This is a genomic window from Amycolatopsis sp. WQ 127309, from assembly GCF_023023025.1.
GTDB lineage: Bacteria > Actinomycetota > Actinomycetes > Mycobacteriales > Pseudonocardiaceae > Amycolatopsis.
This window is the reverse complement of the sequence record NZ_CP095481.1, coordinates 7,718,396-7,731,184: the sequence shown is the minus strand read 5'-3', so window position 1 is coordinate 7,731,184 and position 12,789 is coordinate 7,718,396. Positions and strand designations below refer to the sequence as shown.

Here is a 12,789-nt window from a genome sequence, read left to right as displayed (position 1 = left end):
TCCCGCAGGTAGCGCCGGACGAGTGCGGGGAATTCCGCCGGACGAGCGGCAACCGGACGCCCCGCCGACGTCCTCGGGCCGCAGCGGGGCGGGCGAATTCGTCGATGGGTGTCGGGAATTTTCCAACTCGCCCACAGCCACTCATGACATCGGTCAATGCGGATGTAACGCCCGTTGCGGCACGGAATTGCGTGGAATCGCCGACCATTGTCGCTTGTGGACGGGACGCTGAACCGCAATAGTCGCCAGGCGACGAAATCGAGCCCCGAAAAAGGGAGTCCGATTTAGTCGGATCTGCTGGATTTGAACCCCTACGACCAGGGAGCTGCATATGCGGCGTTCGTCGCTCATACTCCGGCCGGCGGTTCTGGCCGCCGTCGGTGGCTTGGTGCTGGCCGGATCCATTCAGCCGGCCGGTGCGGCCGCGGCCGCGGCGAACGCCGGGACCGCGTCGCAGGCGGTGATCGTGGTGCTGGGCGACCAGATCGCGTCAGCGCCACCGACGAAAGCGGCGTCCGGGAGCAGACGCGACCAAGCGACCAGAGCGCAGAACGCGGTGCTGGGCAAGCTCACCGGGCCGGCGCCGGCCAACGTCAAGCACTTCGCGGTCGGCAACGCCTTCTCCGCGACCGTCAGCCCCGCGCAGGCGGCCGCGCTCGCGCAGGACCCGGCGGTGGCCTCCGTGCTGCCGGACAGCAAGGTCACGCTGCCCACGCCGAGCACACCGCCGGCGGCAGCGAGCGGGACGGCGCCGAGCGCGCAGCCCCGGACGTCGACGGCGCCCGGCGCGATCTGCCCGGCCGACCCCGCGAAGCCGCTGCTGGAACCGGAAGCGCTCACCTCGATCCACGCCTACAGCACCGACGGCTCGAAGAGCGCGTCCGATCTCGCCGACGGTTCCGGCGTGAAGGTCGCGTTCCTCGCCGACAACATGGACCCGGACTACGCCGACTTCATCCGGCCGGACGGCTCCAAGGTGTTCGCGGACTACCAGGACTTCTCCGGGGACGGCCCGGCGACCACGGACGCGGGTGCCGAGGCGTTCGGTGACGCGTCGTCGATCGCCGCGCAGGGCACCGTGGTGCACGACCTGTCGAAGTTCGTGAACCAGGCGCACCCGCTGCCGCCGGGCTGCAACATCGTGGTCAAGGGCGTCTCGCCGGGTGCGAGCCTGGTCGGGCTCAACGTCTTCGGCTCGACCGCGACGAACTCCGCGGTGCTGCAGGCCATCGACTACGCGGTGACGGTCGACCACGTCGACGTCATCAACGAGTCGCTCGGCCTCAACCAGTACCCGGACACCAGCTCGCGCGAGCTGTTCCAGGTGTTCAACGACGAGGCCGTCGCCGCCGGCGTCACGGTCACCACCTCCAGCGGCGACGCGGGCACGACGTCCACCATCGGCAGCCCGGCCACCGACCCGCTGGTCATCTCCGCCGGCGCGACCACGGACAACCGGCTGTACGCGCAGACCACGTACGCGGCTTTCCCGTTCTCCAACGGGAAGTGGGTCAGCGACAACATCTCCGCGCTGTCCTCCTCGGGCATCACGCAGAACGGCCGCACGATCGACCTAGTCGCGCCCGGTGAGGGCAACTGGGCCGACTGCGAACCGGGGTACGCGGAGTGCCAGACGTTCCAGTCGCCGCCGCAGGGCGCGGATCTCGAATCCTTCGGTGGCACCAGCGAATCGGCGCCGCTGACCGCGGGTGTCGCGGCCCTGGTCATCCAGGCCTACCGCGGCACGCACCGCGGCGCGTCGCCGACACCGGCCCTGATCAAGCAGCTGATCACCGGCACCACGCGCGACCTCGGCCTGCCGGCCGACGAGCAGGGCTCCGGCCTGCTGGACGCGCGCGCGGCCGTCGAGGCGGCCTCGACCGCGCCCGGCACCACCGGCGCCCCCGCCGGGGTGTCGTCGAACATCGCGCTCTCGACCGACCAGCTGACCCTGGAAGGCGCGCCCGGCAGCACGCAGACCGCGACGGTCAAGGTGTCGAACGTCGGCACCAAGCCGCTCACGGTGTCCACCGGCACGCGCGGTTTCGCGACGGCGTCGTCGCAGACCCGGACCGTGCCGTTCGACGCGGCCAAGCTGCCGACGTTCCCCTACTACAACGGCGCGCAGTGGGCGCAGAAGACGGTGAAGTTCAGCGTCCCGCCGGCCACCGACCGGCTGCTGTCGCGGATGGCGTGGCAGGGCAGTCCCAAGACGGTCAACGGCGCTTCGGTCACCCCGGTGGTGCGGTTGACGCTGCTCGCGCCGGACGGCACGTTCGTCGCGAACAGCCGCCCGCAGGGTGGCGCGGCGACGGCGAACTACGCCAACGTCGACGTCCGGCACCCGGCCGCGGGCACCTGGACGGCGGTGCTGTACTCGGTCGCCGGCGCGTCCGGGTACACCGGTGACATCCAGCTGGCCGCGGACGCGCAGCGCGCCGTGCCCTACGGCCAGGTCTCGCCCCAGCTCCTGACCCTGGCCCCGGGCCAGACCAAGCCGGTCAAGATCGCCCTGCCGACCCCGGCCTCGGGCGGCGACGCGGACTACTCGGTGACCTTCGGCAGCTCCGACGGCCACCAGACGTCCGTGTCGGCGGTGCTGCGCTCGCTCATCCCGACCGGCAACGGCCCGGGGGCCTTCAGCGGCACCATCACCGGCGGCAACGCCCGCGCGTTCTCCCCCGCGCAGACGTTCAGCTACGAGTTCGACGTGCCCCACGGCAAGAAGGACCTCGACGTCGCCGTGCACCTGGCCGACCCGGGCACCGTCGTCGACGGCGTCCTGGTCGACCCGAACGGCGAGCTCGGCGACGTCACCAGCAACATCTCGCTCGCCTCTCCGACGACCGTGTCGCAGGGCACCGGGCTGCAGCTGACCGACGCGAACCCGCTGCCCGGGCGCTGGCACCTGGTGCTGGTGGTGCAGAACCCGGTGACGGGCAAGCAACTGCAGCAGCCGTTCACCGGCACGGTCGCCTTCGACCGGGTGTCGGTGTCCGCACCGGCGCTGCCGAGCGGCGGGAAGCTGGCCGCCGGCAAGGCGGTCACGGTGCCGGTGACCGTGCACAACACCGGCATCGAGCCGATCGCGATCGGCGTCGATGCCCGCACCAGCACCGCGCAGACGCTGCAGCCGGTCCCGGTCGGCGGCCAGACCGAGGTCGACCTGCCCGAGCCGGGCGCGATCGCGCCGGTCTACGAAGTGCCGCCGGACACGAGCAAGCTGACGGTGGCCACCTCGTCGAGCAGGCCGGCCCAGGTCGAGCTGCAGAGCTCGGCCGCCGGGATCGACGTGCTCGGCGACCTGAAGCAGGCCCAGGGCGGCAGCACCGTCTCGGTCGCCACGATCGGGGAGAAGAAGGGCTACGTCACCAAGGGCATCTGGTTCGCCGACGTGCAGGAGCTCGGCCCGTTCGGGCCGTCCGGCGCCCCCGCCGGGCACGCGAGCTACACCTCGTCCCTGGTGACCGCGGGCTTCGACCACGCCGTGACCTCGTCCACCGGAGACCCGTACGACCAGGCGATCGACCCGGCGGGCACCGGCGGCACGCCGGTGATCATCCAGCCGGGCCGGACGGCCACCATCCAGGTGACGATCACCCCGGCCGGCGCCCGCGGCACCGACGTCACCGGCCACCTCAACCTGGTGACCGTCCCGACCCTGCCCACCGGCTCCACCGGCCTGCCGGAGGAGGGCACCGGCGAGGTCATCACGACCCTGCCGTACCACTACCGGATCGGCTGAGCCGAGCACCGGGCCGCCGGTTCCCCCTCGGGAGCCGGCGGCCCGGCGCCGTCCGGGGCGCGGAACCGCGGGCTAGCGTGAGCGCCATGGACATCACCATCCACACGACGGTCCTCCCCCACGACGACCCGGACGCCTCGCTGGCGTTCTACCGCGACGTCCTCGGCTTCGAGGTCCGCAGCGACGTCGGGAAGGGCAAGATGCGCTGGATCGCGGTCGGCCCGCCCGGCCAGCCCGGCACGTCCCTCCTCCTGGCACCGCCGGGGGCCGACCCCGGCATCACCGACGCCGAGCGCGGCACCATCTCCGAGATGATGGCCAAGGGCACCTACGGCTGGATCATGCTCGCCACCCCCGACCTCGACGCCACCTTCGAGAAGGTGCAGGCCGCGGGGGCCGAGGTCGTCCAGGAGCCGATCGAGCAGCCCTACGGCGTCCGCGACAGCGCCTTCCGCGATCCCGCCGGCAACCTGATCCGCATCCAGGAACAGCGCTGAGCCCGTTAACCTCGGGCCATGGCCACCTCGCAGCCCGCGCCGCTGCCCGTGCAGAAGCGGGCCTGGGACACGCGTGAACGCATCCTGGCCGCCGCGGTCGCCTGTCTCGCCGAGGACGGCTACGCCGCGACGACGACCTCGCGCATCCAGGAACGCGCCGGGGTGTCCCGCGGGAGCCTGCTGCACCAGTTCCCCTCGCGCGACGACCTGCTGATCGCCGCGGTGCAGCACCTCGCCGTCCAGCGCGCGGGCCAGGTCGACGTGCCCGAGGTCGCCGGCACGATCGACGACGCCGTCGAGCAGATCTGGCTCACCTTCCACGGCCCGCTCTTCACCGCCGCCCTGCAGCTGTGGGTCGCGGCGCAGCACAACCCGCACCTCGCGGCGGCGCTGCGGCCCCCGGAGCACGAGCTGGGCCGGCACATCCGCGAGCTGATCACCGGCCTGTTCGGGCCGGAGCGCGTCGCGCACCCCGGCTTCGCCGACCTCGCGCCCGTGCTGCTGGCGAGCATGCGCGGGGTCGCCCTGACCTACACGTTCGAGCCGCGCGACCACCGGAGCGACCCGAACCTCGCGGCGTGGAAGCGGCTGGCCCACCGCATCCTCGACGGGTAAATTAGTACAGCTTGACTAATTGCCTTCGAGTCGGGAGGCTGCGGAGATGACGAGCGTCGCCTTCCCGCGGGTCCGCACCGAGAACGGCGTGGTCCGGGGTCTCGAGATCGACGGCCTGCACCACTTCCGCGGCATCCCTTACGCCGCACCGCCGTTCGGGCCGCGCCGGTTCCTGCCGCCGCGGCCCGCCGCGGACTGGGACGGCGTCCGCGACGCCACCGCGCCGGGGCCCGCCGCGCCGCAGGTGGCGGAGGAGAACCCGCTCGGCGCGGTCTACGCGGCGACCGAGACCGGCGAGGACTGCCTGACCCTCGAGGTGTGGACCCCCGACCCCGGCCGCGCGGGCCTGCCGGTGGTGGTGCACATCCACGGCGGCGGGTACATCTACGGCGCCGGCTCGCTGCCCGGCTACAGCGGCAAGAACTTCGCGCGCGACGGCGTCGTGCACGTCGGCATCAACTACCGGCTGGGCATCGACGGCTTCCTGTACCTCGGCGAGGGTCACGACAACCTCGGGCTGCGCGACCAGTCGGCGGCGCTCGCCTGGGTGCAGCGCAACATCGCCGCGTTCGGCGGGGACCCCGCGCGGGTGACGATCTTCGGCCAGTCCGGCGGCGGCGTCAGCGTGCTGAACCACCTCGCGCTGCCCGCTTCCCGCGGCGCGTTCGCCGGGGCGATCGCCCAGAGCGGGTGCTCGATGGCGTCCGTCGACGTCGACGAGGCGTGGCGGGTGACCCGGCAGGTGGCGCGCGACCTCGGGGTCGCGCCGACCGTGGCGGGCCTGTCGGCGGTCGGCCTGGAACGCACCGCGGCGGCGTCGTTCAAGGCGCTGAAGCGGTACGCCCTGGGCCTGGTCAAGGGTGATCGCCGCGCGCTGCTGCTCAGCCCGTTCCGCGGGGTGCACGGCACGGAGTTCCTGCCGGCGAACCCGGTCCGGTCCGCCGGGGCCGTGCCGGGCGTCCCGCTGCTCGCCGGGACGGTGCGCAACGAGGCCGCGCCGCTGATCGAGGGCATCGCGAGCGTCGCCGGCCCGGTGGCCCCGCTGATCCGCCTGGGCCTGCGCCGCACGCTGGGGATGGACGGCCCGACGGTGCGCGCCTACCGCGACGGCCCCCGCCACGTCCGCGGGCTGGCCGCGCTGGTCGAGGCCGGCTGGACGGACTGGGGGTTCCGGATCCCGACGATCCGCCTGCTCGAAGCGCGTCCCGAACCGTCGTGGCTCTACGAGTTCCGGTGGCAGCGCGAAGGAATCCCGCCGGGCTCCGGCGCGTTCCACGCCGTCGACCTGCCGTTCGTGCGCGACGACCTCGAAACGGTCATGGCGCTGGGAACGCCCGCGATCGCGCAGTTCGGCAGCCGTCCCCCGCAGGAGCTGGCGCGGCGCGTGCACGCCGACTTCGTCCGCTTCGCCACCACGGGCGATCCCGGCTGGCCCCGGTACGACCGCGACGGGCGGACGACCATGGTCTACGACGAGCAGAGCCAGGTCGTCCAGGACGCCGCGGGCGCCGAACGAGCCGCCTGGGACGGCCGCCGGTAGCGGCCCGCCTCAGCCGAAGGCGAACATGAAGACGGTCACGATGCCGAGGAGGTAGACGGGATAGCCGATCCGCGCCGCCCGGCGCAGGGTCTGTTCCGCGTCGTCCCGTTTCAGCGTGGCGAAGCGCTTGCGCAGCATCGCGATCAGCACACAGCCGGCGGCCAGCAGGATGAACGCGTAGTAACCCCATTCGAGCGCCACGATGTAGCTGACCGACGGGAGCTGGGACGTCACGTTGTTGAGCAGGACCGCGGTGCTGAGGATCGCGGTCACGCCCATCGACACCGGCGCGCTGCCGTCGGCGGCCTTGAAGAACAACGACAGGTACGTGACGCAGATCAGCAGGATCAGCGGGAGCAGGTTCTTGATCAGGAACGGCAGCGTGTCCCGCTCGATCTCGATCTCGGCCGCGTACTGGCTGTAGTAGATCCCGGTGGCGGCGCCGGCGGACTGGCCGTCACCCAGGGCGTCACTGCTGCCGACCGTCTGGCGGAAGAAGTGCACCGAGGACGCGACCCAGTTGGGGACCTGGTTGATGGTGGCCTCGGCGTCGGCGCCGCTGCGCAGGTAGGCGCGCGGGTCCTGGTCGAGGATCTCCTTGTCCGTCACGTAGGAGACCTGGTCCGCGGTCTGCGTCCGGTTCTGCAGCAGCACGGTGAGCCGCTGGTGGTCGAACGGGAAGTCGTGGAACTCGAAGCTGCTCTTGAAGCGGTCGGCCACCCGGTAGAGCCGGTAGGTGCGCCCGTCCTCGGTGACGTCGCGCAGCGGCTCCCCCAGCTTCAGGTCGGGTTTGACGGCGTTGACGAACTGCACGTCGGCCGCGCCGTTGTTGCCGGTGTACTTGAGCCAGACGAAGAAGTCCACGAAGTACGTGCCGTCGGTCGTGTCGAGGTCGCGGACCTCGTTGAGGTTGATGCCGGTCGCCACCACCTGGCGCCGGCTCAGGTAGCGGTTCTTGACCGCGATGACCTCGCCGTCGGCCAGCCCCGCCTGCAGCGCGTCACCGGACGGCGGTTCGTAGATCGTGAACTGGACGGGCGCCGAGACGAACCGGGCGCCGTCGCTCGTCACCACCGACACGGCCATCTGCGCCGACCCGCTCGCATTGAAGTACAACGGCCCGAGCAACGCGGGGAAGGAGTTCTTCCGGTCCTTCAACGACGCCAGGGAGTCGCGCACCCGCTGCCGGTCCGCCGCCCGGTGGTTCCCGTCGAAGTCCAGCCCGCCGGCCTCCATCGCGTGCAGCCCGACGTTCAGCGCCTGCCGGGCCGTCGCGGCCTGCCACAGCGGCCGTTCGCCGTAGCGCTGCTCGAAGGCGTCGGCCCACACCTGTGCGGGGCCGGACAGCGAATCCTGGGCCAGCGGCGTCGCCATGAACAGGTTGCCGGTGAGCGCCCCCGGCCGCCCGCTCATGCGCTCGGCTCCGGTCAACGCGTCGTGGAAGGCCCGGGAGCTCAGCGACGAGCTGCCGAGGACGGGCGCCGTCACCCCCGCGGACCGGAGCCGGTCGATCACCTCGAGACCGCTCTTCTCCTTCAGGGCCAGGACGATCGGCTCACGCGGGTCGTGCGCCTCGAGCGCGGCGACCGCGGCGTCGACCGACGCGGCGCGGCTCGCGGGCGCGGCGGAGATCGGCAGCTCGGCGGTCACCCGGCCGAACTCGCCGAAGGACTCCAGGAAGGTGTCGTGCGCCGACCGGCCGTCCTCGTCGTCGTCGTACACGACGGCCGCGGTCTTCGAGCTCAGGACGTGCGAGGCGTACACCGACATGAAGTCGCTCTGCGTCCGGTTGCCGAACATGCTGCGGAAGTACCACTCGCTGCCGTCGGTGATCCGCGACGAGCTGGCCGACGGGGTGATGGCCGGGATCCGGGCCCGCCGGTAGATCGGCGACGCCGCGAGCGCGGTGTCGCTGCTCCCGTGCCCGACGACGTAGAGGACCTTGTCCTCCCGGACGATCTGCTGCGCGATCCCGATCGCCTTGTCGACCCGGTCCGCGTCGTCGTAGACGAGCAGTTCCACCGGGTGCCCGTGGATCCCGCCCGCCGCGTTCACGGTGTCGAGGTGCATCCGCACGGCGTGCTCCATGTGGGCCGAGGTCACCGCGTTGTCCCCGGTCATCCCCGCCACCAGCGCCACGTAGGCGGGTTCGCCCCGCTCGGCTCCCGCCGCCGTCCAGACGCCCAGCACCGAAGCCAGGACCACGGCCGCGCCGACGGCGATCCAGATCTTCTTCCAGCCGCCCTTCGCGCGGCCGGCGCGGACCTTGGCCGGCGGCCGCTCCGGTTCCACCAGGTCGGCGACGTCGGCGGGCGTGCTCGGCGGCGTGGTGCGCACGGCCTTGAGCGCCCGGCCGGTCTCGGGATCGGCTTTGATCTCGTAGGCCCGTTCGAGGCAGAATCGCCGTTCGCCCTCGGTCGCCACCAGTTCGGCGAGCCACCGCCACGCCGGCTCGTAGCCGTCGTCCTTCGCCAGCGCGACACCCAGCAGTTCCCGGGCCCGCGCCGGGTCCGATGCCCGGAGCCCGATCGCCCGATGGGTGAGCGCGACCGCGGTGTCGGGTTTCTCCGGCACGGGGACAGACCTCCGAAATCGGTTTTCGCTGAGCGCCCCACAGTAGGCAGCGCCCGCTTACCCGATCGATGAACCTCTGTCCCCCGATGCGGTCACCACCGCGGTGCCGCCGGCCGACCATTGTGGACGGTCGGCGGCACCCGGGTCGTCAGGCGAGCGGGCCGTAGAGGCTGTTGCCCGGCGCGTCGGCGTCGGTGCTGGTGAAGTACTGCCGGGTGGCGGCGGAGATCTCGTCGTGCGAGAGGTAGCCGCTGCCGTCGGTGTCGAGCAGGCCGAACGTGTACTCCGCGTCGGTCTCGGGAGTGCCGTAGCCGACCTGCAGGCGCACCCACTCCGACCGGCTGAGCTGCCCGTCGCCGTCGGCGTCACCCATCGCCAGCAGCGCGTCGATCGCCGGCTGGAACAGGTCCTGGTAACGGTCTTCGCCGGCGAACACCGTCATGCCGCCGGTGAACTCAGCGCGCGACACCCGGCCGTCACCGTCGGCGTCGAGGTTGCCCACCAAGGACTCCCAGACCCGCTGGAAGCCCGCGGTGACGGCCTGCGCGGCGGCCGTCTCACTGGCGTACCCGAACGCGGCGGCCACCTGCGCACCCCGCTGCACGAAGTCCTCGTGCTCGATGAAACCGTTGCCGTCGGCGTCGAAGTGCCGGAAGAAGTTCGACCACTTGCGCTCGAGGAGATCCTGGGACACGAAGGTCCTTTCGTCGGGGAAACCGTGCGGCGCGTCACGATAATCGGGACCCACCCACCCCCGGCCGAGAACGGTGATCACCACCCAGCGCAACCGAGAGCGGCCGGCAACGCGCTGCCGCATGACCCGTTGGGGAAAGAACCAGCGGAACCGGGCGACGCGGCCTCACCGGATCGATGGTTGTAACAACCGCTGCGCGTCGACGACTTGATGTTGGTCGACGAAGGAGGCGCTCGGTGACGGACCCGGTCACGGTGGAACCGCTCGAAGAACTGACGGCGTTGTGGGCACCCGGAAGCGCGGTGCTGTGCGTGGGGGAAGGCGACGACGGGATCGAGTCGGTGGCGACCTGGCACGTCAGCCCGCCCGGCGACGCGACGGGAGCGTGGATCTACCCCGCCGACGACGTGTTCGGCTCCCAGGACGCGGCACGACGTGTCCTGACGTTCGTCGAGCGCCGGGCGATCGCGTCCGTGCACCCGCAGAGCCTGCGGGAATGGCTCGACCGGCTGACCGCGACGGCGAAGGTGGACATCGAGGACGGCTGGTGGGAGCGGCACCTGTTCTCCCCGGTGGACGCGTTCCGCGAGACGGCCGAGCGGCGGCAGCAGTACGCCGCGACCGTCGAAGCCGCACGCCAGGACAGCAAGACGATCACTCCCCTGGAGTGGACACACGACCTTCCCGACGACGCCGAAGTCCAGGACTTCGCTTCCCTGCAGCGGGTTGCGCGCATTTCGGCCGCGCCCGGGACGCCCGTGGTGTCCGAGGTCCTGTCGATCGCCCGCACGCTGAGGTGGCTGGTGTCCGTCTGGGCGGAGACCGAGCAGGTGAAGAACCGGCGCCGCTACGTGCGGGCCGCGCACGGTGATCCCGATCCGCTGCCGCCCCGGTGGCTGGCCGCGGTGCGATCCGCCAGCACCAACCGGCTGCCGCTGTGAAAGCCGCGCACGGCTACGCCGTCATCGACACCGAGACCACCGGGATCCTCACCGGCTGGCACCACCGCATCGCGGAGATCGCGATCGTCCACGTGGACCCGCATGGCACCATCACCGACGAGTGGGTGACGCTCGTCAACCCCGAGCGCGACCTGGGCCCCCAGGCCATCCACGGCATCCGGGCGGCCGACGCCCGCCGGGCACCCCGGTTCGAGCACCTCGCGAGCGAGCTCGTCGAGCGGCTGAGCGGGCGCGTGGTGGTGGCGCACAACTGGACCTTCGACGCGATGCACCTGCGTGCCGAGTTCAGCCGGCTGGGCATCGACACGCCGTTCGAACCCGACGCCGGGCTGTGCACCATGCGAGCCGCGGGCCGGGCGCGGCTGGGTTCCGGGCGGTCCTTGGTCGACTGCTGTGCGGCCGCGGGCCTGCCCGAGCGTGCGTGGCACACCGCGCTCGCCGACGCGCAAGGCGCGGGCGAGCTGCTCGGCTTCCTCCTGCGGCACGCGCCGGACGCCGTGCGCGTCACCGATGCCCAGCTGAACGCCGCGAACTGGACCTGGCCGCACCTCGAGCGACGCCACACCCCGGCGGCGCACCGCACGGCGATCGGGCACGTCGAACCGCACTTCCTGGCCAAGCTCGTCGAGCGGATGCCGCGGGACGGCGAACCGGCCGTCGACGCGTACTACGCGATGCTCGACGACGCCTTGCTCGACCGGCAGATCTCGGCCACCGAAGGCGACGCGCTCGTCGAGATCGCCCACGACCTCGGCCTGCACAAGAACGAAGTCGTGGCCCTGCACCTGAGCTACCTGCGGGACCTGGCGCGCGAAGCCTGGGCGGACCAGGTGGTCACCGACGAAGAGCGGAACGATCTGCTCACCGTCGCCATCCTCCTGGCGCTCGACCCGGCGATCGTCGAAACGATCCTCGACGAGGAACGCGACGCCGTCCGGGAACCGGGACCGGAACGCCAGATCGGCGGACTCGTCCTGCGACCGGGCGACAAAGTGGTCCTCACCGGTGCCATGCGGCGCGAACGCGCCGACATCGCGGCCGAAGCCGCCGCGGCCGGCATCCGCGTCACCGGATCGGTCAGCAAGCAGACGCGCGTCCTCGCCGCGGCCGATCCGGACTCCATGTCGGGCAAAGCCAAGCGAGCCCGCGAATGTGGCGTCCCGGTCGTGTCGGAGCACGCTTTCCTGCAGGCGCTCGCGCGGCTCGTCGGCTAGGCCGGTCTTTCGCTGCTTCGCCGGTCCGGGTCGGCTACTCCGCCGCCGGGTGGGTGCCGCCGCGGGCTACTACCACCGGGCAGAGTGCGTACGACATCATCGCCTGGCTCGTCGAGCCCAGGGCCAGCGCGGCCAGGCCGCTGCGGCCGCGGCTGCCCACCACGAGCAGCTGGGCCCGGTCGGCCAGGTCGAGCAGGGCCTGCGCCGGGCGGCCGCGCTGGACCAGCCGTTCCACCCGGACGTCCGGGTATCGCTCCTGCCAGCCCGCCAGGCGCTCGTCGAGCAGTTCGTTCGCGGACTGCTCGATCGCGGTGCCGTCCATGGTGCGGCGGCCTTCCTCGAAGACGCCCGCCAGGAACGTGTCGTGCCAGGCGTGGACCGCGACCAGCGGTGCGCCGCGCCAGGACGCTTCGTCGAACGCCACCGCGATCGCGTCCTCGCTCGCCGGGGTGCCGTCGACGCCGACGACCACCGGGCCTTCGGTGGGCGCTTCGTCTTCGGCGACGTGGGGGCGGATCAGCGCGACCGGGCACTCCGCGTGCGCGGCCAGCGCCAGCGACGCCGAGCCGAGCAGCACCCGCGCGGCCGTCGAGAGGCCCGGCGTGCCGAGCACGACCATCGCCGCGGACGCCGACTCGGCGATCAGTCCCTCCGCGGGCTGTTCCGGGCGTAGCACGACTTCGGGGGTCAGGTCCGGCGCGACCTCGGCCACGGCGGCCCGGGCCGCGTCGAGCAGCCGCTGCCCCCGCGCGCCGGCCAGTTCGTAGAGATCGTCGAACGTCCCGCCGACGTGCGGGTAGGCCACCGGCAGTTCCTCCGTGGCGTGCACGAGCCTGAGCCCGCGGCGGCGCGTCGCGGCGGCCCGCGCCGCCCAGCGGACCGCCGTCAACGCCGGCTCCGACCCGTCGACTCCGACCACCAGGTCTGTCGCGCTCGCCATCCGCGTCC

Annotated in this window: 9 protein-coding genes; 6 read left to right on the top strand and 3 right to left on the bottom strand. The window is 72.2% G+C overall.

Features of this window, described 5'->3' with window-relative positions:
* The first annotated feature begins 331 nt into the window (after positions 1-331).
* The 4 genes from MUY22_RS34865 to MUY22_RS34850 all read left to right on the top strand — a co-directional run bounded on the left by MUY22_RS34865 (position 332) and on the right by MUY22_RS34850 (position 6,397).
* Complete coding sequence (locus MUY22_RS34865) at positions 332-3,745, top strand: S8 family serine peptidase (protein ID WP_247051429.1); 3,414 nt, start codon at positions 332-334, stop codon at positions 3,743-3,745.
* 86 nt (positions 3,746-3,831) lie between these two features.
* Complete coding sequence (locus tag MUY22_RS34860; RefSeq protein ID WP_247051428.1) at positions 3,832-4,242, top strand: VOC family protein; 411 nt, start codon at positions 3,832-3,834, stop codon at positions 4,240-4,242.
* 18 nt (positions 4,243-4,260) lie between these two features.
* Complete coding sequence (locus tag MUY22_RS34855; RefSeq protein WP_247051427.1) at positions 4,261-4,857, top strand: TetR/AcrR family transcriptional regulator; 597 nt, start codon at positions 4,261-4,263, stop codon at positions 4,855-4,857.
* A gap of 46 nt (positions 4,858-4,903) precedes the next feature.
* Positions 4,904-6,397 carry a carboxylesterase/lipase family protein gene (locus MUY22_RS34850; protein WP_247051426.1) on the top strand — a complete coding sequence of 498 codons (1,494 nt, stop codon included), beginning with the start codon at positions 4,904-4,906 and terminating at the stop codon, positions 6,395-6,397.
* Between the two features lie 9 nt (positions 6,398-6,406).
* Here the strand turns inward: MUY22_RS34850 and MUY22_RS34845 are convergent, their stop codons facing one another.
* Together MUY22_RS34845 and MUY22_RS34840 are read right to left on the bottom strand one after the other, a co-directional pair.
* A complete protein-coding gene (locus MUY22_RS34845; RefSeq protein ID WP_247051425.1) occupies positions 6,407-8,971 on the bottom strand; it encodes an ABC transporter substrate-binding protein in 2,565 nt (854 codons plus the stop codon).
* A gap of 148 nt (positions 8,972-9,119) precedes the next feature.
* The gene (locus MUY22_RS34840; protein ID WP_247051424.1) at positions 9,120-9,665 is read right to left on the bottom strand and encodes an EF-hand domain-containing protein; all 546 of its coding nucleotides are present in this window, start codon (positions 9,663-9,665) and stop codon (positions 9,120-9,122) included.
* 236 nt (positions 9,666-9,901) lie between these two features.
* Here MUY22_RS34840 and MUY22_RS34835 point away from each other — a divergent pair, with 236 nt between their 5' ends.
* A complete protein-coding gene (locus MUY22_RS34835) occupies positions 9,902-10,606 on the top strand; it encodes a DUF6218 family protein (protein WP_247051423.1) in 705 nt (234 codons plus the stop codon).
* Entirely contained in the window at positions 10,603-11,841 is a 1,239-nt protein-coding gene (locus tag MUY22_RS34830; RefSeq protein WP_247051422.1) for an exonuclease domain-containing protein, read from the top strand. Before MUY22_RS34835 ends, MUY22_RS34830 begins: the two co-directional genes overlap by 4 nt.
* Before the next feature lie 34 nt (positions 11,842-11,875).
* Here MUY22_RS34830 and MUY22_RS34825 read toward each other — a convergent pair whose 3' ends face one another.
* Entirely contained in the window at positions 11,876-12,781 is a 906-nt protein-coding gene (locus MUY22_RS34825) for a universal stress protein (RefSeq protein ID WP_247051421.1), read from the bottom strand.
* Between the last annotated feature and the right edge of the window lie 8 nt (positions 12,782-12,789).